Origin of the sequence: Flavobacterium araucananum (assembly GCF_002222055.1) — a bacterium.
GTDB lineage: Bacteria > Bacteroidota > Bacteroidia > Flavobacteriales > Flavobacteriaceae > Flavobacterium > Flavobacterium araucananum.
Window position 1 is genome coordinate 207,335 of sequence record NZ_MUGS01000002.1, and the last position, 26,418, is coordinate 233,752.

The 26,418-nt window shown below is 34.8% G+C and carries 21 protein-coding genes and 2 tRNA genes; 12 read left to right on the forward strand and 11 right to left on the reverse strand.

Going from position 1 to position 26,418, the window contains the following annotated elements:
• The 5 genes from B0A64_RS01210 to B0A64_RS01230 form a co-directional block, all read right to left on the reverse strand.
• Positions 1-330, reverse strand: coding sequence for an MGMT family protein (locus tag B0A64_RS01210; RefSeq protein WP_089477931.1), 330 nt, complete (start codon positions 328-330; stop codon positions 1-3).
• 146 nt (positions 331-476) lie between these two features.
• The gene (locus B0A64_RS01215; protein ID WP_089477720.1) at positions 477-1,112 is read right to left on the reverse strand and encodes a LysE family transporter; all 636 of its coding nucleotides are present in this window, start codon (positions 1,110-1,112) and stop codon (positions 477-479) included.
• Positions 1,113-1,156: 44 nt separating this feature from the next.
• Positions 1,157-1,834 carry a tRNA (guanosine(46)-N7)-methyltransferase TrmB gene (gene trmB, locus B0A64_RS01220; RefSeq protein WP_041516806.1) on the reverse strand — a complete coding sequence of 226 codons (678 nt, stop codon included), beginning with the start codon at positions 1,832-1,834 and terminating at the stop codon, positions 1,157-1,159.
• A gap of 472 nt (positions 1,835-2,306) precedes the next feature.
• On the reverse strand, positions 2,307-3,689 hold the full coding sequence (locus B0A64_RS01225; RefSeq protein WP_089477721.1) for an ammonium transporter: 1,383 nt from the start codon (positions 3,687-3,689) through the stop codon (positions 2,307-2,309).
• 262 nt (positions 3,690-3,951) lie between these two features.
• Complete coding sequence (locus B0A64_RS01230; RefSeq protein ID WP_089477722.1) at positions 3,952-4,443, reverse strand: nuclear transport factor 2 family protein; 492 nt, start codon at positions 4,441-4,443, stop codon at positions 3,952-3,954.
• A gap of 429 nt (positions 4,444-4,872) precedes the next feature.
• Here B0A64_RS01230 and B0A64_RS01235 point away from each other — a divergent pair, with 429 nt between their 5' ends.
• Positions 4,873-5,523, forward strand: a complete 651-nt coding sequence (locus B0A64_RS01235; protein ID WP_089477723.1) for a hypothetical protein — start codon at positions 4,873-4,875, stop codon at positions 5,521-5,523.
• 518 nt (positions 5,524-6,041) lie between these two features.
• On the opposite strand, the gene wrbA is transcribed toward B0A64_RS01235, so the two are convergent.
• On the reverse strand, positions 6,042-7,205 hold the full coding sequence (gene wrbA, locus B0A64_RS01240; protein ID WP_089477724.1) for an NAD(P)H:quinone oxidoreductase: 1,164 nt from the start codon (positions 7,203-7,205) through the stop codon (positions 6,042-6,044).
• Positions 7,206-8,051: 846 nt separating this feature from the next.
• Between wrbA and B0A64_RS01245 the strand changes: the two genes are divergently transcribed.
• Positions 8,052-8,708 (forward strand): NAD(P)H-binding protein, encoded by a 657-nt coding sequence (locus B0A64_RS01245; protein WP_089477932.1) that lies wholly within the window; start codon positions 8,052-8,054, stop codon positions 8,706-8,708.
• A gap of 57 nt (positions 8,709-8,765) precedes the next feature.
• Here B0A64_RS01245 and B0A64_RS01250 read toward each other — a convergent pair whose 3' ends face one another.
• On the reverse strand, positions 8,766-9,080 hold the full coding sequence (locus tag B0A64_RS01250; RefSeq protein WP_089477725.1) for an HPF/RaiA family ribosome-associated protein: 315 nt from the start codon (positions 9,078-9,080) through the stop codon (positions 8,766-8,768).
• A 480-nt stretch (positions 9,081-9,560) separates the two neighbouring features.
• Here B0A64_RS01250 and B0A64_RS01260 point away from each other — a divergent pair, with 480 nt between their 5' ends.
• The 3 genes from B0A64_RS01260 (at position 9,561) to B0A64_RS01270 (ending at position 12,666) form a co-directional block, all read left to right on the forward strand.
• Positions 9,561-9,794, forward strand: a complete 234-nt coding sequence (locus B0A64_RS01260; protein ID WP_089477727.1) for a hypothetical protein — start codon at positions 9,561-9,563, stop codon at positions 9,792-9,794.
• Between the two features lie 699 nt (positions 9,795-10,493).
• Positions 10,494-10,700, forward strand: a complete 207-nt coding sequence (locus tag B0A64_RS01265; RefSeq protein WP_089477728.1) for a helix-turn-helix domain-containing protein — start codon at positions 10,494-10,496, stop codon at positions 10,698-10,700.
• A complete protein-coding gene (locus tag B0A64_RS01270; protein ID WP_089477729.1) occupies positions 10,693-12,666 on the forward strand; it encodes a DUF2075 domain-containing protein in 1,974 nt (657 codons plus the stop codon). The genes B0A64_RS01265 and B0A64_RS01270 overlap by 8 nt, the downstream gene beginning before the upstream one ends.
• 94 nt (positions 12,667-12,760) lie before the next feature.
• On the opposite strand, the gene B0A64_RS01275 is transcribed toward B0A64_RS01270, so the two are convergent.
• Both B0A64_RS01275 and B0A64_RS01280 read right to left on the reverse strand, forming a co-directional pair.
• On the reverse strand, positions 12,761-13,219 hold the full coding sequence (locus tag B0A64_RS01275; protein ID WP_089477730.1) for a hypothetical protein: 459 nt from the start codon (positions 13,217-13,219) through the stop codon (positions 12,761-12,763).
• Between the two features lie 385 nt (positions 13,220-13,604).
• Positions 13,605-16,070: an AsmA-like C-terminal region-containing protein gene (locus B0A64_RS01280; protein ID WP_089477731.1), complete on the reverse strand. Its 2,466-nt coding sequence runs from the start codon at positions 16,068-16,070 to the stop codon at positions 13,605-13,607.
• A 244-nt stretch (positions 16,071-16,314) separates the two neighbouring features.
• Here B0A64_RS01280 and trxA point away from each other — a divergent pair, with 244 nt between their 5' ends.
• Complete coding sequence (trxA, locus tag B0A64_RS01285) at positions 16,315-16,632, forward strand: thioredoxin (protein ID WP_041516662.1); 318 nt, start codon at positions 16,315-16,317, stop codon at positions 16,630-16,632.
• Positions 16,633-16,925: 293 nt separating this feature from the next.
• Here trxA and B0A64_RS01290 read toward each other — a convergent pair whose 3' ends face one another.
• Positions 16,926-19,007 (reverse strand): ATP-binding protein, encoded by a 2,082-nt coding sequence (locus tag B0A64_RS01290; protein ID WP_089477732.1) that lies wholly within the window; start codon positions 19,005-19,007, stop codon positions 16,926-16,928.
• Entirely contained in the window at positions 19,008-19,712 is a 705-nt protein-coding gene (locus tag B0A64_RS01295) for a LytR/AlgR family response regulator transcription factor (RefSeq protein WP_089477733.1), read from the reverse strand.
• A 205-nt stretch (positions 19,713-19,917) separates the two neighbouring features.
• On the opposite strand from B0A64_RS01295, the gene B0A64_RS25385 reads away from it, so the two are divergent.
• The 6 genes from B0A64_RS25385 to B0A64_RS01325 all read left to right on the forward strand — a co-directional run bounded on the left by B0A64_RS25385 (position 19,918) and on the right by B0A64_RS01325 (position 26,247).
• The gene (locus B0A64_RS25385; protein WP_089477734.1) at positions 19,918-20,517 is read left to right on the forward strand and encodes a hypothetical protein; all 600 of its coding nucleotides are present in this window, start codon (positions 19,918-19,920) and stop codon (positions 20,515-20,517) included.
• 340 nt (positions 20,518-20,857) lie between these two features.
• Complete coding sequence (locus B0A64_RS01305; RefSeq protein ID WP_089477735.1) at positions 20,858-23,434, forward strand: M1 family aminopeptidase; 2,577 nt, start codon at positions 20,858-20,860, stop codon at positions 23,432-23,434.
• Positions 23,431-24,357, forward strand: a complete 927-nt coding sequence (locus tag B0A64_RS01310) for a DUF58 domain-containing protein (protein WP_089477736.1) — start codon at positions 23,431-23,433, stop codon at positions 24,355-24,357. Before B0A64_RS01305 ends, B0A64_RS01310 begins: the two co-directional genes overlap by 4 nt.
• Before the next feature lie 86 nt (positions 24,358-24,443).
• Positions 24,444-24,517 (forward strand) — tRNA-Asp (locus tag B0A64_RS01315).
• Between the two features lie 480 nt (positions 24,518-24,997).
• Positions 24,998-25,071, forward strand: a tRNA-Asp gene (locus tag B0A64_RS01320).
• A 354-nt stretch (positions 25,072-25,425) separates the two neighbouring features.
• Positions 25,426-26,247 (forward strand): helix-turn-helix transcriptional regulator, encoded by an 822-nt coding sequence (locus tag B0A64_RS01325; RefSeq protein ID WP_089477737.1) that lies wholly within the window; start codon positions 25,426-25,428, stop codon positions 26,245-26,247.
• Positions 26,248-26,418 lie beyond the last annotated feature (171 nt).

Sequence of the window (26,418 nt, forward strand, 5' to 3'; positions counted from 1 at the left end):
TTATATGGTAGAAATTTCAGGTGTCCAAAAGTGCTTTTCGAAATCTATGATTTGATTATCGATAACTTCAATACCTTCGCTTTCGAGAAGTTGCTGCATTAAATTTGTTCCGTCAAAATGATGTTTTCCGGTTAGTAATCCTTTTCTGTTTACGACTCTGTGTGCAGGAATATCTTCCATGTTATGACACGCGTTCATTGCCCAGCCAACCATTCTTGCAGAACGAGCCGTTCCTAAAGCCTTTGCAATAGCGCCATAAGAAGTTACTTTTCCGTACGGAATTTGTCTGGCAATCGTATAAACTCTTTCAAAAAAATTATCTTCACCCATAGAGTTATATTTTTTTTGCCACTCCCGATAGCTATCGGGATTCACAGATTAAAATGATTTTACTTTGGTTTGTAAAGTTTAAGTTTTACGCAGAATCTGCGTGAAACCAATTTTAAAGAATTATTTTAATTTGTGGCGTATGTTTTTTACCCGAAATAGTAACTCAAAATATTAAAAAGTGTTGCAATGGCAATTAGTCCCGTAATACTACCAATAATAGTATTCATGTTTCGCATGATATAATCGGTTTTCTTTTCTATTCTTCCAAAAAAACCAATATAGCTGTATAAAGCAGCAAAGGAGCCTAATACAGATCCGAATACAAAAGTAAAAATAATGTTGTTTTCGAATGCAAAAAGGTGGTAAGAAGCCAGCGTAACACTTACGACAACGTAATACGGAATAGGAAAAAAATTCAGGGCAGAAAGTAACATTCCTAAAAAGAAACGGCTTTTTTTGCTGCTCTTTTTAATCTTCGATTTCTTGGCTTTTGGCTCTTTGGCGATAAACAAAAAGTAAATCGTTAAGATAGAGAAAATCGCAAAACCAACTTCACGCAACAAGGTTACAACATCCGGGCGATTATCGATGACCTGAGCAAATAAAACGGCTAAGGAAACCTGAAAAAAGATCACCAAAACGGCACCGGCAACAAACCACAAAGCATTCTTTTTTCCTTCTTTTAGATTTACTTTGGCTGCCGTCATGTTGATTAAACCTGGCGGAATAATCCCAATGAAAGCGGCAAGAAAACCTGAAAGTAATGGGGTAAGTAATGCCATTCAGTTATTTTGATGGGTTTGAAAAGTTTGTTTTTAAAATTAAATTAGTCTTTAATTTTAAAGCGAATATACGTAATTGCCTTATTAATTTCTAAATATTGTTTCTCATAAAAAGTCTGAAAAGCGGTAACTTCCTCAGGACTTCCTTCGTTTGTATATACGTTATGATTGGCATACAAAACCTCATGTCCTTCACCGTGAAGCAGTCCAAGAGTGTAACCGTGCATAAATTCGCTATCGGTTTTAAGATTTACAACACCGTCTTTTTTAAGGATTTTTTTATACAATTTCAAAAACTCAGAATTTGTCATTCTGTGTTTTGTTCTTTTGTATTTAATTTGCGGATCCGGAAAAGTAATCCAGATTTCATCCACTTCATTCTCATTAAAAATATGGTTGATCAATTCGATTTGAGTACGAATAAAAGCAACATTATGAAGTCCGTTTTCTACAGCAGTTTTTGCACCTCTCCAGAAACGAGCGCCTTTAATATCTATTCCTATAAAATTTTTGTCAGGGTATCTTTCTGCTAATCCAACAGAGTATTCTCCTTTTCCACATCCTAATTCTAAAACTAATGGATTATCATTTTTAAAGAAATCAGAGTTCCATTTTCCTTTCAAAGGCATTAAATCGCCTACAACTTCTTCTCTGGTTGGTTGAAAAACGTTTTGAAATGTTTCGTTTTCTCTGAATCTTTTTAGTTTATTTTTACTTCCCACTTTTACAAAAATTTTCAGCAAAATTAAGGAATATAAACGAATGAAAATAGCGCAATTAGGTTTAAAGTTTTTTTGCCACGAATTTTAGCGGATATTTTGCTTTTGCCACAAATTCCACGAATTGGCACTAATTTTTTTGCCACTCCCGATAGCTATGGGGATTCACAGATTAAAAAGATTTTTTAAATACTCCGTTAGGAGTTAAATATAGGTAGAAAATTACAATGATACACACCAGAAAAATGTCCGGTAGGGACTACACCGGTTAAGTTTTTCGCCACGACTCGAACGATAGCGAACAGGCGAAGCAATTCCACTAATTCTCACGAATTAAATAAGCGTTATAATCGAAAAAAAATTAGTGCAAATTAGTGCAATACGTGGCTACTTTTTTTGTCTTTTGCCACAGATTTTAATGATTACAATGATTTTTTTTTAATCTGGAGAATCCGTGTAATCTGTGGCAAAAAAATTACCCGTAATGCGCCTCAGTAATAGGTTTTAATTTAGGATCAAGCGTTTCATCATGTTGAGACAAATCCAGACCAATATGTTCGTTTTCTTCAGAAACACGAAGCGGTATTATAAAGTTGGTTACTTTAAACAAGAAATAAGCCCCAAAGAAAGTAAAGATCGAAACCAAAACCAGCGCCATCATGTGGTGCCCAAATACGTTCCAGCCTCCGTGCAGTAAACTTGCATCTTCGCCATGAGCAAAAATCGCTGTTAGAATCATTCCCATGATTCCGCCAACACCGTGACAGGCAAAAACGTCAAGAGTATCATCGAACCTTTTAGAGAAACGACAGTTTACTACTGAGTTTGATACTAAAGCGGTAATAAATCCAAAAAACATACTTTCAGGAACTGATACAAATCCTGCGGCAGGAGTTATCGCCACTAAGCCTACTACAGCGCCGATACAGGCACCAAGTGCCGAAACTTTTCTTCCGTTCATTCGATCAAAGAAAACCCAGGTAAGCATTGCTGCCGCTGATGATGTTGTGGTTGTTGCAAATGCCATTGCGGCTGTACCATTGGCAGCAAGAGCAGAACCAGCGTTAAAACCAAACCATCCAAACCATAACATTCCGGTTCCTAATAATACAAACGGAATATTGGTTGGGATATGAGCACTATTTTTTCTTTTTCCTAAAACTATAACTCCCGCAAGAGCAGCAAATCCGGAACTCATGTGAACGACAGTTCCTCCGGCGAAATCTTTTACGCCAAAATAGCTTCCTAAAATTCCTGTAGGATACCAAACCGAATGGCACAAGGGCGCATAAATAAAAATGGTAAACAAACTAATGAATAGTAAATACGATATAAAACGAACGCGCTCTGCAAATGAACCTGTAATAATTGCCGGAGCAATAATCGCAAATTTCATCTGAAACAACGCAAACAACATAAACGGAATCGTACTTGCTAATTTTTTATGCGGCAAAACACCCACATAATCCATAAAAGCAAAAGTGGTAGGATTACCAAAAAAGCTATAAAAGTGTTTTCCGGAACCAAAACCTACAGGATCACCAAATGCTAAACTAAAACCTACTACAACCCATAAAAGCGTTACAACACCCAAACAAATAAAACTTTGTAGCATGGTCGAAATCACATTTTTTCTACCCACCATTCCGCCATAGAAAAATGATAATCCCGGTGTCATGATCAAAACCAGACAACAAGAGGTTAACATCCAGGCAACATCCGCAGGGACAATATGATCCGTAGTACCAAATTCAGATAATACGTAACTATTTTGAGTAACAGTTGGCCAAAATGCACCGGTAACACAAACAATACTTATAATAATAAAGGAAATGATCCAGCGTCTTTCTATTTTCATTTTTCAAATACTTTATTTAACCCTATTTTTTTTGGGGTCAAAGTTAAAAAAAAATAAAGATTTTGATTTTTAGGGCTAATAAAATAGAGGTGTGGCTTTTATTTTAGTTAATTTTATAATATTTGATCCTTTTTTTTGAGAGTATCTTAGTTTGAACTTCTAAAGTATGGGTAATATTGTCAATTGTATTATAATTAATTTGGTATTAAGTTCTGTAAAGCGCTAGAAAAGTTAGGATTATAATAAGAAAGTTCAAAAATGTTTATTTTTTTTGAAGCTTCGAAATCAAAACGTCTTCAAGCGGAGCTTTTATTTTGGTAGCAGCATCAACCTCTTCGTTAGGAACTGTCATTGATAAAACATAATGCTGAATTTTCCATTCTTTCCCCACTTTAACTAAAACACCGGAACCGCGACAAATTTTCATTTGAGTATTTAGTAATTCATCAAACCACGCAATTTTTCCTGTTTTGTCAAAAAAGATATGACGTTCAAGAGCCGTAAAATTCCAGGTTTTCCCTTTGTCAAAAAAAGGTTTTGCCCAAACTTTAAAGTCTTTTTTATTCCAGTTTTCGGTAGCATCAGTACCAATAAAAATGGCATCGCTGGCCATTAAATCAAAGTAAGTATCAAATTTTACATCAGCCGCCGCTTTATGCCAGGCATCGATGGTTTGATTGACTTTCTCTTTTTCTGAGGTTTGTGCATTTGCAAAAGTGACAACGAATAATAAAAGTAAAATTGATTTTTTCATGAGAGGTTTTGTTTTGGATTTAAAGTTAGCAAAAATTAATTCACAGGGACAAAGGTTTTTATTTTAAGACCACAGATTAAAAAGATTCAAATGATTGATAAATTAGACGTATTAAAACCAATCTTCGCGATATCCCTACACTATAAATCAAGCCGAAGGCTCATTTCAAGAGTTCCGGAGGAACGGATCATTTTGTAGCAACGGATTTTAATTCGTTGAAAATAAACAAAAATTAATCTCGCAAAGTTCTTTTACCATATAAGCGATATAAGTTCATTTTAGAAAATGTGTTTAAAAACAATCAGCAATAATCCGTTGGATCCTTAAAATCCGTGGGCAATATTTTTTCGCACAAATCTTAAATTATCTTACATCACTATATGGTCCAATATGATTTAGTATATTTGAGTGCTCTAAAAATCACACATTATGAATTCAAAAATACTTATCACCGCTATATTTGTAACTTCTTTATTTTTAACGTCTTGTAAGAAAGAATTAGAACCGCAGGCAAGTACACCAACATCTGAGTTGGTAAAATTAGGCTTGGCAAAAGACACAGCAAAAACAAAGTCAGTTGTACAAATGCCGGCAGGAAATGCAAATACTGTAATGGGAGAAGCTACAGGAATCAATCCTGCGCATGGACAACCTGGACATCGTTGTGATATTGCCGTTGGTGCACCATTAAACTCAGCTCCCACACAAGGTCAAGCCGCAACAGTACAACCTACACAAACAGTACAAGTAAACCCAGGACAGCAAAATGTAGTAACTACAACAACTGCTGCACCGGTTAAAGTAGGTAAAGGAATGAATCCGTCGCACGGACAACCGGGGCACAGATGCGATATTCCGGTTGGAGCACCACTAAATTCTCCAACAACGAGCCAACCTGTTGCAAATACATCACAAAGCGGGACAACATCGCAAAGTTTTACGGTAACACCACCAGCAAACAATGCAGTTCCGGCTTTATTAAGTACCGAAGAAGCAGTAGCAGACGGAATAAATCCAGCGCACGGAAAACCCGGACATCGTTGCGATATCGCCGTTGGAGCTCCGTTGCCAAAATCATAATATTTACGTCAATAATAATCTGGGCGTGCCACCAATAAAAAAAGGGGCCAACTATGCAATCGCTTAGTCGGCCCCTTTTTTTATTGCTGTCGGGCTATCCGCTCCGCTGCGGCGGACAGCTTCTATCCCTCACGCAAAAAAAAGCTACACTGTGTTATAATAAATATTAGTATAGCCCCTACGGGGCACTTTTTTTGTGGCTTTCACTCCTTTTTCTACCAATATTTAATTCCTAACGGAATTGCCTTTTAGAGATTATTATTTTCGATTATAGTCCCCAGGTTTCAACCATGAGAGACGAATTCTGATAATGCATGTATGCCAACGGTCGAAACCGTTAGCAATATTTGTATAGTAATATTTATACAGCAATATTTGTATCTGTAATCTGTGTCAAACCATTAGTTATTAACTAAATAACATCTCGTAGAGATTACATCTTGGTAGAAAAAATAATTCGCGAACCACAATTTTGTTCCTTAGGGACAACATATTAAATAAGCGTTCCTGAATTCCTTTTATTCAATTTCAAAAATCGCCTGAATCTCTACAGCCGAATTTAATGGTAACGAAGCCGCACCAATTGTTGCTCTCGCGTGTTTTCCTTTTTCACCAAAAACCAAAGCGGTTAGGTTCGAAGCCGAATTCATAAGAGCGGCATGTTGCGTATATTCTGGAGTAGTATTAAAATATCCGGTCAATTGCACACATTGTTTTACCTTGTTCAAATCTCCTCCGCAAGCTTCTTTCAAAACAGCAATAACATTTAGCATCGTTTGATAGGTTGCTTCTTTTGCCTGATCGTCTGTAACTGTTGCACCAACTTTACCCGGATTTAGAATTTTTCCGTCTTTTAAGGCTACTTGATTAATGTATACTTTATGATCTGAAATCGTAAACGGAACGTAATTTCCAACTGGTTTAGGCGCTTCGGGAAGTACAATGTTATTGTCTTTTAGGGTTTTATAGATATCGCTTTTAGTTTCTGCCGACGCTGTTTTTACAGCTTTTATATTCTCTGTATTTCTCAATCCTGAAGCCACTTTTGCCAAAGCTTTTCCTTGTTCTTTAGCCAGATTCAACTCGCTTTGCGACGGGCGAGTTCCAACAGGTGATCCAGCCAACGAAGTTGCGCCAAATGGCGTATTTCCTTGCGGAACTGTTTTGTCTAAAGTTGCCGTTCCCATAATTCCCGTAGGAACAATCACCATTCCGTGCGAAGCAAGAATATTCCAAAAAGATAATATTGCGGCCTCTTTTCCTGCACCGGATCCGGCAGACATAAATACAGTCGCGGGTTTTCCTTCTAAAGCTCTCGAAGTCCAAAGCGGAATACTCTGGCTAAAAAAGTAATTCATATCGGCACTAATATTAGCAAAATGAACCGGGCTACCAAAAGCGATTCCGTCATAACTAGCCAATTCTTCGATCGTTGCTATGGGCAATTTCTCGACCTCAGCATTAAGTTTTTCTTTTGCATTTATCGAAGGAACACGTTTTATTGTTGCTTTAGTATTTGGATATTCCTGAGCTCCTTCGGCAATAGCTTTTGCCATTTTATAAGTTCCGCCGTTTTGAGAATAAATCAAAACCAGCACATTTGTTTCAGATGATTTTACTTGTGCATTGACGCCAAAGCCTATAAGAACTGCGATTAATAATACGAGTAGTTGCTTTTTCATGAGGGTAATTTTTTAATAATTTGTAATGTATAATCCCAATCAATATCCTTGTATTCTCTCTATAACAAGATTCTATTTTTGGGATTGCAAAATTACTTCTTACAATATCAAAAAGCGTTATTATTATGTTAATCGTATTTTGTTTTGCTGTGCGTTGTTTGCTATGCACTGTTTGTTATCACTGTTTTAACAAATCGTAAGGGTGAAAAACTTTTAAAAACAGGCTGAAAGCCCTAAAAAGCAATAACGTAGTGCAACGCACTATGAATTAAATCAAAAGTTAAAATCGCCCTGAAAGGGCAACAGCAACTAGACAATAAAGATTAAGGAAAACCGCGGTTTCTCATAAAAAATAATGTAAAATAGAATAAATGTTCTCTTTGAAATTAGGCTTTCGCCCTTTCAGGGCTTAAAATAAAAATAATCTTCATTCATAGTGCTTCGCACCATACTATTGCTAGGGCTCTTTCAGAGCAACAGATTCTGAACGTTTATAGCCACAGATTAAAAAGATTAGAAAAAATCTGCTTTATCTGCAAAATCTGCGAGAAAACATTTAGCACATAGAAACATAGAGTTTTGTTGTCACTCCTGATAGTTGTCGGGATTCCCGGATTAAAAAGATTAGAAAAAATCTGCTTTATCTGCAAAATCTGCGAGAAAATATTTAACACATAGAAACATAGAGTTTTGTTGCCACTCCTGATAGTTGTCGGGATTCACAGATTAAAAAGATTAGAGAATAAAAATCTGCTTAATCTGCGTGAAACAAAAAATATTAATCATTCTAATTCGTGGAATCTGTGGCAAAAATTTCTAACTTCGAGGAAACAAATCGCCTTACTTATGAAAAAAGCAATTGTATACGGAGCAAGCGGATTAGTAGGATCTTATATTCTGGAAACTTTACTAAATAACGCCAATTATGAACAAGTCGTAATTGTAGTTAGGAAAGACCTAAACATCCAGCATCCAAAACTAAAAACTTTGATTGGCGATCTTAATTCCTTGCCCGAAGTCGTAAAAGGTATTCAAATCGATGAGGTTTTTATTGCGCTTGGAACAACAAAAAAGAAAACACCCGATAAAAAACTCTATTATCAAATCGATCATGATTACCCCGTTCTGGCAGCAAAACTGGCAAAAGAAAACGGAGCAAAAGCCGTATTTTTAGTTTCGGCAATTGGAGCAAATGCAAAGTCTTCGATATTTTACACCAAGATGAAAGGCGAAACCGAACAAGATATTATCAGTCTAAAGCTTGATCACACGTACATTTTTCGACCATCGATGATTTTGGGAGACCGTAAAGAAAGCCGACCTCTGGAAAAAGTATTCATAGGGATCTTTAAATTTATCAATCCGTTGTTTGCAGGAGGATTAAGTAAATATAAAGGAATCGAGGCGAGTGATATTGCTAAGTCAATGGTAAATAGTGCGAACGCACTAAAGGAGAAAGTCAAAACATTGCATTGGGACGAAATGACCGCTTTGCTAAAATAAAAAATGGCATTATCCTGATTAGAGATAATGCCATTTTGCATTTTGATACTATATAAATTAGTGCGCTTTCATTTTTTCGAAAGTCGTAGTAAGAGATTTTTTTGCTTTGGCAAGAGCACCACTAAAAGCTTTTTCGAGCGTATCAGAGTGGTCTGTAACAGTTAAGGGTTGTAAGTTGGCAATGCGAACTTCGATCACACATTTTTTATCGTTTAAGCTGAATTTTTCTCCGTTTTCATCTCCAAAATGTACTTCGATGCGGGTTATTTTTTCCTCAAAACGAGCTAAACCTTTTTCTAATTCTTCAGAAAAATAAGCTGCTAATCTTTCGTGTCCTTCGATGTTCTTGTCGGTATTGATTTGAATTTTCATATCGGTTTATATTTAATGATTGTTTCTCAAAGCTATCTTTTTTAGAATGAAAAGCCAAGTGAGTTAATAAAACATTAAGAAAAAAGGTTCAAAAAATTTAAGGCCTTTTTTATCAGGCTTGGCGATCCCGAAATGTTATTATGGAACACAGATTTCACGGATTCACTTCGTGAAAACGCAGATAAAAACAGATTTTTTTTATTTGTATTTTTCCCCAGGCTGAGCATCCCGAAACTTCGGGAGAAACCCTCGCAACAATAAACGAGCTAAAAATAAAAAAGCTTTTAAAACGATAGATAAATCCTACTATTTGCAATTGTTTATTTGGTATCTTCGCAGTCCTAAACATCGAGAATATGAACACAACAAAACTTTTTGCCCGTATGGTACGCTGGCGGTATTGGAAACAACCACAACGCGTTCTCGAAGGCGTAGGACAGCTAACCCATACGGGTTTTATATTTCCTAAATTTCGAGATTATGAGTACAAACACCCTTTCAAAAGAAACCCAATTGCGGTTAACAGATTTTTTCAGCAAATCGATTGATCCTGAAACGATGGCAAAAAACATCCGAAGAGTAAATTATGTCATCGCCCTAAGCATGATTCGGGATTGCGAAACTCTCGACCTCGAGAAAGCAAACCTCGAAAAAGGCTTTTATTGGTTAAACGAATTAGCCGAAATTCTAAACCCTTATTTCGATGCCGAATAAACCTAAAAAGCCACTGCGAAGTGGCTTTTTTTATTTTGGTCCTCTTGTTCCGCTTAGTTTGTCATTTCGAAGAATGAGAAATCTTCGCAAGTAACTCTGTTGCAATTGTTATATTAAGGTTTTTGTTTTTTATTTAATAATAGAGGAATTCAAATTCTTTTAATTTTTAACTTAATTATGTAATCACATCCGTCACATTTGAGAAAACTATTATCAGCCAGCCGACTAATATATCTATTTCAATTTCGTAATCACAAACAGGGCAATTGTAAATAATATCTATAAGTTTTATAGGCAGATTAAGTACAGTTGGAATGTAGAGTGTTGAATATTCTACCATGTTTTTTTAATTAACCAAATTGTATATAATAATATATAAAATCGTTGATTTCTTCTCCTTAAGAATCAAACTTTAAAACAATTCTAGAGCATAATTTATCAACCCAATTTTCAATTTCTTCAAAAGAATCTATGCTATTTAGAAAAAGCAAAAGTTCATTTTGATTTGTAAAATTATCTATGAACATACCAATATCTTTTTAAAATTATCTGCATAATTTTCATTTGTTTGTGACAAATAATTTTATAAATGTTCAATCTTTTCATTAAAACTTAACATAGGAATTTTATTTCAAAGGCAAACAAAAACCCGACTATACTCCGTTGTTTTAGAGTCTACATTTTGCAACTTTTGTTAACATGGATATTAAGCAAAAATTCGGACTCAAAATCAAGGAGCTTAGAAAACTTAAAGGATTATCTCAAGAAAAGCTAGCCAATCTAGCAGAGATTGATCGTACTTATTTACCGACGATTGAAAAAGGAGAGAGAAATGTTTCTATTGAAGTTGTTGAGCGATTAGCAAATGCTTTAGAAGTTAAAGTAAAAGATCTTTTCGATGAATAGGGCTTATTATTCAGGTTTCATTGCGAGTTTTGTTAATGAAGATCTTACAAGCGTATTAGGTGTTATTTCTTTTAATTCAGGGAAAGATGATATACTACAAAAGAATGCTTGGAAAAGACAAATAGAAATTCTGCAAAAAGAATTAAAAGGGGTTACGGGTAAAATATTTTTTGAGTTTACAATTCCACGAATGGGAAAGAGAGTCGATAATATTTTAATTATTAATAATTGCATTTTTGTTATAGAATTTAAAATAAATTCAAAAAAATATGAGAAACATGCTATAGACCAAGCTTTCGATTATGGATTAGATTTGAATAATTTTCATGAAGGAAGCCACGCAAAAAATATTATTCCAATTTTAGTTGCTGATAAAGCTGAAGATGAAAAAAATATTTATAGAAAATCTATAGATAATTTACAGAATACGATTGTTGCAAATGAAAATAATTTATCAGAAGTAATATCAGAAACGTTATTAAAATTTAAAAATTTAGAGAATATAAATGTTGAGAGTTGGGAAAAATCGATATATAAACCAACACCAACAATTATAGAAGCGGCTACAGCTTTATATAAAAAACATAGTGTTTCTGAAATATCAAGAAGTGATTCAGGAGCAGAAAATTTATCTGTGACCTCAGAATGTATTTCTAAAATCATAGATCATTCAAAAGAAACAAATAGAAAATCAATTTGCTTTATAACTGGAGTTCCTGGCGCAGGAAAAACACTAGCAGGATTAAACATTGCTAATTTACGTTCAAATTATGAAGAAGAAGAACATGCTGTTTTTCTATCTGGCAACGGTCCTTTAGTTGATGTGTTAAGAGAAGCATTGGCTAGAGATAAATATACAAGTGCGAAAGAAGATAATGAAAAGTTGACAATGGATGCGGCTAGATCTCAAATAAAGTCTTTTATTCAAAATATTCATCATTTTAGAGATGATGCAATAAAAAATCCTGAAAATGCACCAATAGAAAAAGTAACCATTTTTGACGAAGCGCAAAGAGCATGGACGACAGAAAAGGCTTCAAGTTTTATGAGGATTAAAAAAGGAATTCCAGATTTTAATAAATCGGAACCCGAATTCCTTATTGAAGTAATGAATAGACACAAAAATTGGTGTACAATAGTTTGCTTAATAGGAGGAGGACAAGAAATTAATACTGGAGAAGCTGGTTTAGAAGAATGGATTAGACCATTTTCTAATAAGTTCCAAGATTGGGATATTTATTATTCTTCTAAAATTGTTGATGATCTGAACTATATTAAAGATAAAGAAGTTTTGATGATTTTAAAGGATAAAAAAGCAATAAAGCAAAGAGAATTACATTTGTCGGTTTCCCTGAGATCATTTAGAAGTGCTCAATTATCTGATTTTATTCAAGAAATAATAAATAATAATATTGAAAATGCTAAGGAAATTTACAAGTTATCTATTAAAGAATATTATCCCATTAAGATAACTCGTGATTTAGATAAAGCTAGAAATTGGTTAAAAATATCAGCAAAAGGATCTGAAAGAATTGGAGTTATTGCTTCATCTGGAGGAATTCGTTTAAGACCTTTTGGATTAAACGTAAAGGTAAAGATAGATGCTCCAATTTGGTTTTTAAACGATAAAGACGATATACGTTCTTCAAGTTTTTTGGAAGAAGTTGCTACCGAATTTGACATACAAGGGTTAGAGTTAGATTGGACTTGTGTTGCTTGGGATGGAGATTTGTTTTACGATGATAATAAATGGAATTATAAAAAGTTTACAGGAACTACATGGAAAAATATTAATCCTATAATCACAAGTTATTTAATTAATTCTTATAGGGTTTTATTGACTAGAGCGAGGCAAGGTATGGTGATTTATATTCCATTTGGAAATAGTGAGGATATAACGAGGCCAGAATTTATGTATGATGGTACTTTTGAGTTTTTCAAATCATTAGGAATTGAGGAGATTTAAATTATATAATTATAATTGATTTAAAATGCCTCAAATAGTGTTTAACTTTTGAGGCATTTCACGAAGGTAATTTTTCATTTAAGAAGTAAAATTTTTAAGGATAAGCAATATTAAAATAATTTTCAAATGCCTTACAAAGTAAATCCTTATCTACTTCAAACAATTCATTCCTAACATCCCAATCTTTGATATATTCTTCATCGCTTTCGCTAATTTCTTCCCCATAAAGTTTTCGAGTTAAAATGTCGCTTAACAAAACGCTGTTACAATGATAATACTTTGGATAATATTTCTCAATGAATGCCCAATAATCAAATTTATCATCATCTTCTTTTTCTTCTTTGTTGTCTTTCTCTTCAAATTCTTTGATTACTTCGAATTCTAACCAACTCATTGCTTCACCAATTCCTTTGTAAAATGCATTTCTCTCTACCCAAGTTTCGAAAGTATACTTTTTTAAGTTGATTATTTTTTCACAATCATTTAAAGTTTCATTATTATGATATTTCCTTACTTGATCTTTTCCGAAAATTATTTCTGCTAAATATTTCATTTTTTGATAACGGATTTTTTATTAGTTTTCTAAAACATGATTTCAAATGTACTTTTTAGATAATAATTGACCCGCCTACAATTGGCCTTATTAGATGATAGTTTTAAATTTTATCCATAAAAAAAAACGCCAATCATTTCTGACGGGCGTTAATTAATATTTCTTAACTTCTCTTGAAAACCAAAATCCCTAGCCCTGATGGAAACGGCATCCTTTTGTTGCTTTCTTTAAGCAATAAAAGATAGAGTGTACAGCAGGAAATAGCTCCTAGACATTCAGATCCTAAGTTGCAAAAGCTCTTCGACTTCGCTCATGGGGACAAATTTTAGGCGAGTTACTTGTGTGATTGCTTTCGCCACGGCGAACAGGTCTTTTCTTGCAATGACTACTTCTCCTTCTTCCCCCATTTAATTTTCATTTTTCCATCATCACCATCTACTGCGATCAAATGCAGGACGATTCCGCGGTCACGAACGGCGTCGCGTTCGGCTTTGGTGGCGAGTTTGATGTCGTTTTTGGAGTTTCGGAGGGGGATGGTGAGGGCGAGATTGGTACCACGACCAAAGGAATAAACGCCCTGGGCATCGAGGTTTAAGACGCTGGAACTAATGGTGAAATTATTCACGTCGATTTGTTCTCCGCGTAGTTTAAGAGTGCCGGATAAATCACTAAAGGTGATATTCTCGACATCACGAAACGGGAAGGCAAACTTGCCAATTTTTACGATAGGAGCAAAGTTGAGCAAAGCACCCTGATTGACGTTGAAAGTCAGATTACCGTGCATCGAATTGGTGATCAATCCGCCATTGCTGTTAATGAATCCGGTCACATTGGCCTGACTACTCAATTTTCCTTTAATGTTTTTGGGGCTAAAAGACGTAACCCCAAAGTTGTTGAACGAGTGCAAAAAACCAGCAATGTCAACGTGGTTTACTTGGGCGTTAGAACTAAAAGCAAAGTTTTTCCCGCTTGGTTTTACTTCGCTGTTAAACGTGATGTTCCCGCCAGAAGTTTGTAGCGAACCGTTTTTAATGACCAATTTCGAATCGATCATCTGTACCGTTGCGGTAGTATTTGTGGCGGTTAGTTTGTTATAGTTTATTTTTTCGGCTTTGATGTCGATAACTACAGAACATTTGTCGATTGCGGTTCTTATTTGATTCGACATTGTTGGCTTTTTGTTGGTTTTGCCAACGGCTTTACTTTTTTGCGATGAGGCCAAAACGCCTAGAAATTGTTTGAGGTCAAGATTGGGAAAGTAAATATTCCAGTTTACCACCATTTTTTCGGGAGCATCATAATATAAGTTCAGGAAATTATTGATTTTTCCGTCGATGATAATAGTGTTTTTGTTGTGTTTATAAGTGATTTTTTTGATCAGTAAAGCTTGTTCTGTAAAGTCAAGCTGAATGTTTACTTTTTCGGCATGTACTTTTTTGGGAATAAAATCAAAAGAGGCATTCTCAACGTTTATATTACCAATAAATTTGGGTTTGTTAATATACAAATCGACAATGTCAAACTGAAATTTCAGATTTGCTTTGGCATGACCTTCGGTAAACTGAATCCATTTGTCGTTGCTTATCTGGTTGAGTTTGGTAACATCAAAATCAGAATTTACGTTTCCGGTTGCCAATGGCTTATCGAGATTATTAATAGACAATTGCGAAATAGTAAGCGGAATATTTTCGTACTCGCCTGCAAACTTCGTTAAGATAATCGCCGAATTTGCGTCGTTATAACCGTCTTTTGGTTTGAAATTATTGGTAAAAATTCCTTTAAAATGGCAGTTTTTAAGCAATCCGTCCGGAATACTCAATTCATTATCTTTTACAATTGCCTGAACAACAATTCTGGGATCGCCTTCGGCATTAAAATCACCTTTTATATCGCAGTTTACATCGATTTCTTTTTTCAAATTAAAACGGTTAAGCTTAGAGCTGATGTTTCCGGATAATAAATTCGATGCATTTTGCCATAAAATAGTAGTCCCAATATTGATTCCAAAAAGTGCATTTCCTTTGGCTAGATTAAAAAAGGCGATGATATCAAAACCGTCTGTGCCTATTTTTAGATTTTTGGTTACGACATCAATTCGTTCTTTTTGTGAGGTATACGAAACATTAAAAGTTCCGGTAAGTTGTTTTTCTTTGGCAAAACTTCCGTGTACAGTATTAAAGGCCAGACTCTTGATGTTGGTGTCCAGAAAAACATCGGTTTGCCAATTGTCGCCGTCATAATCTACTTCCGTTTTTAGGCTGGCAACATCAAAATCAAATAATTTATGCCCCAAACGATTGTCTAAAATAAAATGAACATCGTTGAGGTCGACCTGATCAATTGTAGTTTCTCTATTGGATTTGCTATCCGGGGTTTTCTTCTTTTTTGGTTTAAAAATATCGGCGTTCGAATACCCATTTTCGGCTTTATAAACATAAATATCCGCTCCGTTAATCAGGATTTTATGAATGTTGATTTCGTTTTGCAATAAACTCCAAACGTTCAAACGTGCTTCGATTTCTTTGGCTTTTAATAAAGTATGTTTGTGCGTTGCCCATTGATTGTCTTTGAGTTCGACATCTTTTAAGGCTAAGGTAAAATTTGGGAAACCGGTTAAAAACTTATAATGAAAATCGCCAATATGAAATTTTCCATTAATATTCTCATTGATCTTCGTGTTGATTTTGGCTATGATTTCGGTTTTATTTTGATTAAAATAAATTGATAATCCACCGCAGGCAATTAGCAGTAAAACAATGAGCCCCAAAATAAAAAAGCCAAAACGTTTGGCATATTTTTTAAAATGAACTGATCGAAAGTAGGTTTTTATGGTAGGTAGAATTGCTGTCATCTCGAAGAATTTTCTGGATCATTAAAGATAAGGTAAAAAACTGACGTTCTTTTAAAAAGATGATTTTCAATTATCTGTAAGGCAAAACTTATAATTAAAATTTTTCTGGTTAATATAATTATTGACAATACATTTATAATGAAAACTAATTTGGTTATGGTGTTTCATTAGTATTTAATTTTTAAATTTGTAGTCTAGTTTGAAACGAAACAATTCAGACAATAATTTTAAAAGACAAGAAATTATGGCATTAGCAATAACAGATGCTACTTTTGATGAAGTAGTTTTGAAATCAGATAAACCAGTAATGGTAGATTTTTGGGCAGCATGGTGCGGTCCTTGTAGAATGGTTGGTCCAATCATTGATCAAATCAGCGAAGAATACGCAGGTAAAGTAGTTGTTGGTAAGGTTGATGTAGATGCAAACCAGGAATTTGCTGCAAAATATGGTGTGCGTAACATACCTACCGTTTTGGTTTTTCATAACGGTGAAGTAGTAGGAAAACAAGTAGGAGTTGCTCCTAAACAAACCTACGCAGATAGTTTAGACGCTTTGTTGTAATCGTAAGATTATGATTTATATAAAAGAGGTTTGGCGAAAGTCAAACCTTTTTTATGTTTAAAAGTTTTTTGCCACAGATTATACAGATTAGAAAGGATTTCTTTTTGCCACGAATTACACGAATTAGCACAAATTATTTTAAGCTTAAAATTCAATTTCACGAATTAAAATGTGGTTTAATTTTTTTTACGACAGATTAAATGATTCTCACAGATTGAAAATCATTTTAATCCTTTTAATCTGTGGCAAAAAAATGAGTTTAATTTGTGCTAATTCGTGAAATTAGTGGCGAACTATTTTAAGAAAGTAATCGTAAAAGTAGTTCCTGAATCGGGCTCAGACTTCACTTCGATTTTGCAATTTATGGCTGTTGCCAAATCCCTGATTAAGTGTAATCCTAAACCGGATTTGATCCCGATAACTTCTGAGTCGTTATACAAAGCCTTAAATTGTTCCTGAGTTCCACCGGGACCATTATCTGTAATCGAAAGATATTTGGCGCCGTTTTGTTGCCAGGCTTTCCAGATTATTTTGCCGTTTACAGTTTTATCAAGTGCTTTTATACTGTTTCCGGTCAGGTTTCTAATGATGGTTTTCAGGTAATTCTCATCGGTATATAAGAGGATGTTTTCAGGGTTTTCGAATAAGATTTGGATGTTTTCTATGCTCGAAAAATGTTTTTGCATTTCTTGAAATACAACAGCAACAGCAGTTTCTTTAAAATAAGGTTTAAAATTCTCCATTTGCCCTTTGCTCCACAATAAAATATCTTCCATAGACGATAATAAATTCTCGGCTCCGGTAATGACTTTGGTTTGCATTCTTAAGGCTGTGGCTTCGTCAATAAGTTCAGGACTTTCTTTTTGAAGATGCAAAAAGTGAATTAAATTCGAAACAGGACTTCGCAAATCATGATTTAAAATGCTAAAGAATCTCGCTTTTATTTTATTGGCTTCATCGAGTTCCTGATTTAAAAGCTGTAATTTTTGATTGGTTTTTTTACGATTCTGATTTTGTTTAAATAACAATAACCCGATGATTGCCACGAGAATTAATCCTGAAATCAAGTAGAAACGTTGTTTTTTGGCTTCGGCAATCTGAATGTTTTTGATCGTGTTTTGAGTCGAAAGACTTTTTATTTCCTGTCCTTTAGTTTTATTTTGGTAGCGAGCTTCGGCATTGGCAATATTTTGTTTAGCCGATTCCTGCATCATTTCGTCATTCGATTTAGTGTAGATTTCATTATATCGAAAAGCTTCTTTCCAAAGTCCTAAGGCGGCATAACTTTGAGAGAGTTTTTTATTGATGTTTACAAACGATTCCTTGTCGTATGTCAAAGCATTTTGCGAAGCTTTTTTTAAGGTTTCGATTGCCTTTTTGTATTCGCCTTTTTCATACAAAACTCTTCCCATTATGGCGTTTGCTTCCATAATGATATCTTCGTCATTGGATTTTTGTGCAAGAGCAACAGCTTTTTTAGCATAGCTAAATGCGGTGTTTATTTTGCCTGCATTTGCATAATATTCGGATACGCTTCTATTGGCAAAACTTAGATTGAGAAACAAAGAATCTTTTCTGGAAGGATACGTATATATTAGGGTGTAATATTTTTGAATGCTATCCGGATTTTTTAAAGGAACAAAACACTGCAAATAATAGTTGCATGAAAAAGCACTAATATAAGGAGAAGTCTTTATGTAGGGCTGTGCATAATTTAAGTATTCAATAGCCTTATTGTATTGTTTCATTTTAGTATACGCAGCTGCAATCTGACTGTAGGATACGCCAATAGTTTCATCGTTGGCAATCGTTTTTTTAAGCAGTTTTTTATAATTAATCGCTTTTAGCTGATAGCCAATAAAGGTTTCATATTGAGCATTATCTAGGTAATATTCGCCAAGACTGCCAAAAAGTACAGATTTTGTATACGTACTTTTTGTAGTATCAAGAACCTGTTTTATGTATACGATTAACTTTGTTCTTTTAGAAGTTTCGTTAAGTGCATAATAGGCATAACTAAGGCGCATCAAGGCAGAAGTTTCGTTTTTAAGATGTCTTGCCTTTTGGGCATATTGTAATGCAAACTCATAATTGATCGCAGCATCTTTGTTTTGATTGTTGTCGAATTCGTATGCATTTCCTTTTAAGAAATAAAATCTTGATTTGTAAGCAAGATGATCTCTAGAAAGTTCGATTCCTTTTTGTGCAGCGATTAAAAGTTTGGGATAATCTTCGGATTCTAAAATTTCGTTGGTATATTTTAGCCAGACTTTTAGCTTTTCGGCTGTAGTTTTATACCGTGCTAAATTTGGTTCTTGCTGAGCAAAGACAAAAATAGTGCTGAAGAACAAAAGCAAAAACCAGACTTTTTTCATTTAGAACAGGTTTAGGTTTTCTTTATAACTTCGTCCCACAGGAATTGTAATGTCGTTATTGAGAATAATTTCGGTAGAATTTATTTTTTGGATAAACTGTTTCTGGACTGCAAAACTTCTATGAATTCGAACAAAGGACTGAAAATGATCTTCTTTCAGCAAATTGCCAATGCTCGACAAAACGCAGTGTCTTTTTTTATCGGTTATAATAAAGGTGTAATCTTTGAGCGCTTCGAGATATAGAATCTCGTGCAGCTTCACTTTTGTTTGCTCATGACCTTCTTTTATATAAATGGTATCGCCACCAATACTGGCTTCAAAAAGAGAAGCTTTGAGTTTGATTTCCATAAATTCCTCAATCCGGCTTACCGTTTGTGCAAAACGATCGAGTTTTAACGGTTTTACGATAAAGTCGAGTGTTTCTATTTCAAAACTTTCTACAGCATGTTCCGGATGTGCAGTTATAAAAATACAAACAGGGATTTCTAATGCTTGTTTTCTAAAGTCAATTCCGTTTAAACCCGGCATATCAATATCCAGAAACAAGATGTCGACTTTTTCTTTTTGGATAAACGGAAGTGCGTCTTCTGCTGATTCAAAAACACCCAGAATATCCAGAATAGTAAATTTCTTGGCAAACGATAACACCGTAAGCCTGTCTATTTCGTCATCGTCGATAATGATACACGTGTATTTTTTAGTCATTCTTTTTGGGTTTTATGTCGTCTGTCTATTTAAAATGTCGTCTGTCTATTAGTGGTTTTTCGGCACAATTTAATCCTGCAAATTTGTCTTGTAATTAAGTCGTCAGATAAAAAGAAACGTTCTTGTACTATCATTTGATCATTACAAAAATAATGTTATTGAATTAAAAAAGAATCATTTAGCCCAATTTAAAACCAAAATTATTATGAAAACTTTAAAAACCATTTTTACAATTTTATTAGTTGCAATTTCTACAATTTCATGCAGCAGCGATGATGGCAAAGACGGCATCGACGGTATTAACGGCGTTAACGGAACTGCCGGACTAGCCGGAGCAACGGGAGCAGCAGGGGCAACAGGAGCAACGGGAGCGACAGGAGCAACCGGAACAGCAAATGTTATTTATAGTGCCTGGATTACGGCTCCTACAGCAGTTGCAGAAACCATAGACGGTACGTCAGGAATGTCTACCAGCATTAATGCACCCGAATTATCAGATGATATTCTTGCAAAAGGAACCATATTGGTTTATGTATCTTATGGAGCAGGTACCTTTACATTGCCTTATACTTCATTGGCAGGCGGAACAGCCAATACTATTACTGCAATTTCTACACTAAAGAAAATTAAATTGTTCCGATTTACACATTCAGGAGCAGGAACAGTAGGTTTGCCAACAACCCTTAGCTGGCGCTATATTTTGATTCTGGGTGGTGTTGCCGCTGCAACATCAAAGGCCGATAAACTGGATTATTCTAAAATGAGTTATGAAGAAGTTTGTACGCGTCTTAACATTCAGCCGTAATATTTTTCTAACTGTTGTACGCAATAATTATTATTCAGGAGATATTAGTTTCAAATTTATGCAAACGCAATGATTTTATTTTTGGATAGCTAGAATTAGTATGTTTGTAGAAGGCCTGGCAATAGTCAGGCCTTTTTTATTGTTTTTTTGTCCCGAATTGCACGAATTAGCACGAATTAGTACGAATTATTTATTTTAGTATTGCTTAAAAAATTTGCCACAGATTAAATGATTCTCACAGATTAAAAAAAATCATTTTAATCTTTTTAATCTGTGGCAAAAAAGAATAATTCGTGGCAAACTTTTTTTTATTTTTACGAATCTTATATTCCTTGTAAAAATGAAAATTCTCCACAGCTTTCTTTGTTTTATTGCCCTTACTACAATTGGTTTTTCTCAATCGAAGCCAAAAGAGAACCTTGTTATAGATAATGGCGTTTCGGAGCAATTGGCAATTTTTCGAAAACATCAAATTTCAGATGTAACTTATGGGCTTTCGTTCGAAATTCCGCAGCAAAAACAACAGGAAATCAATTCGAATCTAATTTTAAACCTATCAATAGCAGATTTAAGCGAACCTTTGTATCTGGATTTTAAAGTCAAAACTCAAAATATAAAATCGATTCAGGTTAACAGTAAAAGCACTGGTATTGTTCATGAAAAAGGACATATTGTTATTGCTGCCAAAGATTTGATTTTAGGCAAAAATACTGTTGTTATTTCGTTTATTGCCGGCGATTTGTCTTTGAACCGTAATGACGACTTTTTGTATACCTTATTGGTTCCGGATCGGGCGAGTACTTTGTTCCCGTGTCTGGATCAGCCCAATATTAAGGCGACTTATAAATTGAGTATGACAGTCCCAAAAGACTGGACCGTTTTGGCTGGAGCAAAAGTGAAAGAGAAAATAGAAAAAGGAGATTTTGCAAGCTATACTTTTGGAGAATCTGATAAAATGAGTACCTATTTGTTTTCGTTTGTGGCGGGTAAGTTCAAAACAATAACGCAGAAACCGGAAAATAGAGAAATGACAATGTTGTATCGCGAAAACAATGCAGAAAAGATAAAAACAAGTACCGATACTATTTTTAATTTACACCAACAGGCATTAGACTTTTTAGAAAAATATACCAATTATCCGTTTCCTTTTCAGAAGTTGGATTTTGCTTCGATTCCGGTTTTTCAATACGGCGGGATGGAGCATGTAGGTGCGATTCAGTATCGCGAATCGACATTGTTTTTAGACAATAGTGCGACCGACAGCGAGAAATTAGACCGTGCAAAACTTATTGCTCACGAAACTTCGCACATGTGGTTTGGCGATTTGGTTACCATGAAATGGTTTGATGATGTCTGGATGAAGGAAGTATTTGCCAATTTTATGGCAGACAAAATCATGAATCCAATTTTTCCGAAAGTCAATCATAATTTACAGTTTTTAACAGCTCATTATCCTAATGCTTACGCCGAAGATCGCTCATTAGGAACACATCCTATAAAACAAAATCTGGCCAACCTTAAAGATGCAGGTTCGCTTTACGGCGCTATTATTTATAACAAAGCCCCAATAATGATGCGCCAGCTCGAAGCTTCGATGGGTGCAGCAGCTTTTCAGAAAGGAATCGAAAAATACATAAAAAAATACGCCAATGACAATGCCGATTGGAATAATCTGGTCGAAATCCTGGATGCCGAAACGCCGCTTGATATGCAAAAATGGAGCGCCGTTTGGGTCAATAAATCCGGAAGAGCCATTTTTACAGACAAAATAGAATATGATACTAAAAAACAAATAAAGAATTTTGAAATAAGCCAGCAAGCCGAAGATAAATCTGCAAATGTCTGGCCACAGATTTTTGATATTGGTTTGGTTTATCCGGATCATGTAAAAGTGATTAATGTTACGATAAAAGACAAAAACTTATTGGTTAAACAAGCAATCGGGCTTGCAAAACCTGTTGCTGTTATTTATAATTATAATGGTTTTGGTTACGGTGTTTTTCCGCTTGACGGGAATACTACAAAAACTGTTTTGACTTTGAAAGATGAGGTTGCAAGAGCTTCTACATACATTAATATTTACGAAAACACATTAACCGGAACTATCGCGCCAGACAAAGCTTTTGATTGTTTTGTAAAAGGAATTCAGCAAGAAGAAAACGAATTGGTTCTTAAAATAATTACCAATCAAACCAACGCAGTATTCTGGAAATTCCTGACAGAAAAGCAACAAACCAAAGCACAAAAACAGCTTGAAGATGTTTTGTACGAACGTTTGCAAGCCAATTTGCCAAGCAATATCAAGAAAACACTATTCAATTTATTTAGTTCGATTGCATATTCAGATTCCGGCAAAGCCAAATTGTATGCGATCTGGAATAAAGAAAAAGTGATCACAGGTTTAAAATTAAACGAAGACGATTATACCAATATGGCAATGAATTTGGCTATATTTAAACATGAAAAGGCAGATGAGATTTTGAATAAAACCAGAACAACCATTGCAAATCCGGATAAACAAAAGCGATTTGAGTTTTTGCTTCCGTCTTTGTCTAAAGATGAATTGGTACGTGACGCCTTTGTAAAATCGTTGAAAGAGGATGAAAACAGAGAAAAAGAATCGTGGGTTTCTGTAGGGTTGGCGAATATTCATCATCCGTTACGTCAGGAAAGTGCTCAAAAATATATCAGGCTTTCGTTAGATTTAGTAACCGAAATTCAGCAAACGGGAGATATTTTCTTCCCAAAGGATTGGCTCAATAATACCGTTGGGAAATATTCGTCGAAATATGCTTTTGATGAAGTACAGCGATTCTTAAAAGAAAACCCTAATTTTAGTCCGATTTTAAAACGAAAATTGCTGCAGGCGACAGACGGTTTATACCGCGCGCAAAACATTAAAAAAGAAACTGAATGAAAATTGAATCGGAAATAGAGAAAGTCTCCAGTTTTCAGCACCTCGAAATGCTGGCAAATCAGGTTGTAGAAGGTTTTATATCCGGAATGCATAAGAGTCCGTTTCATGGGTTTTCGGCTGAATTTGCTGAGCATAAAGTCTATAATGCAGGAGAAAGCACCAAACATATCGATTGGAAATTGTTTGCCAAAACAGATCGTTTGTATACCAAACGTTACGAGGAAGAAACCAATTTGCGTTGTCATCTTATAGTCGATAATTCGTCGTCGATGCATTATCCGGAACTAAAATCCGGTCAGCCTTTTTATGAAAAAAAGATTGGTTTTGCCGTTTTGGCATCGGCAGTTTTAATGAATATCTTAAAAAAACAGCGTGATGCCGTTGGTTTAAGTGTTTTCTCGGACAGTTACGAATATTATGCGCCCGAAAAAGGAAGCGATCGCCATCATAGAATGTTGCTCAATAAATTAGAGCAATTACTAGAACAGCCAAAAGTCAAAAAAACAACGGATACGATTACGTATCTGCACCAGATAGCAGAGAAAATGCATCGTCGTTCGATGATTATCCTGTTTACAGATATGTTTCAGTCAGAAGATGATGAAAAGCTTTTTAATGCCTTACAACATCTTAAACACAACAAACACAAAGTTGTTTTGTTTCATGTGGTAGACAATGAAACAGAGCTAAATTTTGACTTTGATAACACGCCAAGAAAGTTTATTGACTTAGAATCAGGTGAAGAAGTATCGATTTTTGCCGATAATGTAAAAGTAGAATACGAAAAAAGGGCAGAAGCTTACTTTAAAAAATTGGCTTTGACCTGTGCAAAGAACCAAATTAAGTACGTTCCGGTGAATGTTGGTGATAATTTTGAAAAAATATTGACTACATATTTAGTTGAAAAACAAAACTTTGGCTAAGGATTTAAAAATATATTTAATTTTTTTTAGCAAAACACTTGCAGAAATGAAATTCTGTACTATCTTTGCAACCGCAATAACGCAGAGGTTTGGTAGTTCAGTTGGTTAGAATACATGCCTGTCACGCATGGGGTCGCGGGTTCGAGTCCCGTCCAGACCGCAATATTGGGAAAAGCCTTTCGTAACAGAAAGGCTTTTTTGCCCAAATACGGTATCTAAGATTAGTTGTGTTGTTTTGCTACGACTTTGTAACTCGTAGCTGGTTTAGTAGTTAGACCAATGAAAAGCTTTCCACTTTTGTGGATGGCTTTTTTGATTTAAGCCATTTCTGTTTTGGATTCTATAAGTAATTAGGAGTTCATTTAAAGTAAAAATTTGAATATAAAGAACCCGAAGATTTTCGCAAAGTCCGCAAAGCTTGATTATTCAGCTTTGCGGACTTTGCGCTTTTAACCTTGCATTCTTTGGGGTTAAGTTTCGTCTTTTTTGGGTGGCGATACTAAAATTTGGGATTTTACTTACAACTATTGGTTTGGAATTTATTTAAAATCAGGAGATTAAAAATTTCTCAATTTTTATTGCTAAAAACCCTTGCAGAATCCAACTTCTATTGTATTTTTGCACTCACAATAACGCAGTTGGTTTGGTAGTTCAGTTGGTTAGAATACATGCCTGTCACGCATGGGGTCGCGGGTTCGAGTCCCGTCCAGACCGCAATATTGGAAGAAGCCTTTCTTAACAGAAAGGCTTTTTTATTTTATAGCCTTTCGGTAAATTCCAATTTTTTAGCTTTTTAAATTTTTGTTTTTGTACTCATTGTATTTAAACCATAGCCCAAGGTTTCATCCTTGGGAAACGTATTGTGATGATCTATATGGAAGCATATATTGCGTCCCAAGGTTGAAACCTTGGACTATGGTTTTGAAAAATTTTGCGAACCTTGCATTTTTACCTTATGAACTTTGTTGTTAAATCTACACAATCCAGTTTTGGAATTTGGAATTTTTAAAATATTGAAATTTAAATTTCCCTACATTTATATCACAATAAAGATATTCGATTACTTCAATGGAACATTCCGGCCAGAAACTAGATAAGTATTATATCAAAAAAGTAGATGCTGATAAAAAAAGCATTTATTGTCACCACGATTTGATGGGAGAATTGTTTGTGCCCACACACAAACACGAAAAAGCACAAATGCTGTATGCCGAGGGGGATGTGGTTTTTGTAACTACAGAAACTAAAACCTATTTTTTGCCTGCAAGACATTTTATCTGGATCCCCAGTGGAGTAGAACACAGTATTCAGCCCAAATCTGAAAATGTGATGATGCGAAACTTATATTTTCCGATAGAAAAAAACGAAGATGCTTTTTATAAAAACGAAGGTATTTATCCGGTCAATAATTTACTGCTTCAAATGATGCTTTTTACCAATCAATGGAACGGTGATCTTAAAAAAGGTTCTCCAAATTTTGTGATTGCAAAAGCTATAAAAGCCATATTGCCTCAAATATGTCTGACCAATTTGCCGCTTGAATTACCGTTGCCCAAAGACGCTCGTCTGGGTAAAATTTTGCGTTATGTCGAGAATAATTTGGGCGAAACAATTTTGTTTGCAAATGTTGCGCATGAATTTGGGTACAGCGAACGCTCTTTGTATCGCTTGTTTCAAAAAGATCTCAAAATGTCTTTTATTCAATATTACACGATTCGCCGAATCCTTAAAGCAATTGAACTTTTGCTTGACAGAAAACTTTCTGTAAAAGAGGTAGCCCAGGAAGTTGGTTATAATAGTGTACCTACTTTTAGTAATACTTTCTTTAAAATCCTCGGGCAAAGACCTTCTGACTACTTAAACGGAGAAGATGTTTTAAAGAGTAGATAGATTTTCTTCTCTCGCAGATCTTGCAGATCTTGCAGATTGAGCGGATTATTTGTAGAAAAAAGAAATCTGCTCAATCTGCAAGATCTGCGGGAAAATTTCATACTTAATGCCATTTGTTTGTAATTATTTGTTATTCAATGTTTTAATATAACGTTTTCGGGAAATTAAATT

Coding starts and splice junctions, on each gene's coding strand:
- B0A64_RS01275 (WP_089477730.1), bottom strand. CDS start 13,219: ATGAAATATTTAGCAGAAATAATTTTCGGAAAAGATCAAGTAAGGAAA.
- B0A64_RS01225 (WP_089477721.1), bottom strand. CDS start 3,689: ATGAAAATAGAAAGACGCTGGATCATTTCCTTTATTATTATAAGTATT.
- B0A64_RS01305 (WP_089477735.1), top strand. CDS start 20,858: ATGAAAATTCTCCACAGCTTTCTTTGTTTTATTGCCCTTACTACAATT.
- B0A64_RS01325 (WP_089477737.1), top strand. CDS start 25,426: ATGGAACATTCCGGCCAGAAACTAGATAAGTATTATATCAAAAAAGTA.
- trxA (WP_041516662.1), top strand. CDS start 16,315: ATGGCATTAGCAATAACAGATGCTACTTTTGATGAAGTAGTTTTGAAA.
- B0A64_RS01270 (WP_089477729.1), top strand. CDS start 10,693: ATGAATAGGGCTTATTATTCAGGTTTCATTGCGAGTTTTGTTAATGAA.
- B0A64_RS01260 (WP_089477727.1), top strand. CDS start 9,561: ATGAGTACAAACACCCTTTCAAAAGAAACCCAATTGCGGTTAACAGAT.
- B0A64_RS01295 (WP_089477733.1), bottom strand. CDS start 19,712: ATGACTAAAAAATACACGTGTATCATTATCGACGATGACGAAATAGAC.
- B0A64_RS01250 (WP_089477725.1), bottom strand. CDS start 9,080: ATGAAAATTCAAATCAATACCGACAAGAACATCGAAGGACACGAAAGA.
- B0A64_RS25385 (WP_089477734.1), top strand. CDS start 19,918: ATGAAAACTTTAAAAACCATTTTTACAATTTTATTAGTTGCAATTTCT.
- B0A64_RS01210 (WP_089477931.1), bottom strand. CDS start 330: ATGGGTGAAGATAATTTTTTTGAAAGAGTTTATACGATTGCCAGACAA.
- B0A64_RS01245 (WP_089477932.1), top strand. CDS start 8,052: ATGAAAAAAGCAATTGTATACGGAGCAAGCGGATTAGTAGGATCTTAT.
- B0A64_RS01310 (WP_089477736.1), top strand. CDS start 23,431: ATGAAAATTGAATCGGAAATAGAGAAAGTCTCCAGTTTTCAGCACCTC.
- B0A64_RS01230 (WP_089477722.1), bottom strand. CDS start 4,443: ATGAAAAAATCAATTTTACTTTTATTATTCGTTGTCACTTTTGCAAAT.
- B0A64_RS01280 (WP_089477731.1), bottom strand. CDS start 16,070: ATGACAGCAATTCTACCTACCATAAAAACCTACTTTCGATCAGTTCAT.
- wrbA (WP_089477724.1), bottom strand. CDS start 7,205: ATGAAAAAGCAACTACTCGTATTATTAATCGCAGTTCTTATAGGCTTT.
- B0A64_RS01215 (WP_089477720.1), bottom strand. CDS start 1,112: ATGGCATTACTTACCCCATTACTTTCAGGTTTTCTTGCCGCTTTCATT.
- B0A64_RS01235 (WP_089477723.1), top strand. CDS start 4,873: ATGAATTCAAAAATACTTATCACCGCTATATTTGTAACTTCTTTATTT.
- B0A64_RS01290 (WP_089477732.1), bottom strand. CDS start 19,007: ATGAAAAAAGTCTGGTTTTTGCTTTTGTTCTTCAGCACTATTTTTGTC.
- B0A64_RS01265 (WP_089477728.1), top strand. CDS start 10,494: ATGGATATTAAGCAAAAATTCGGACTCAAAATCAAGGAGCTTAGAAAA.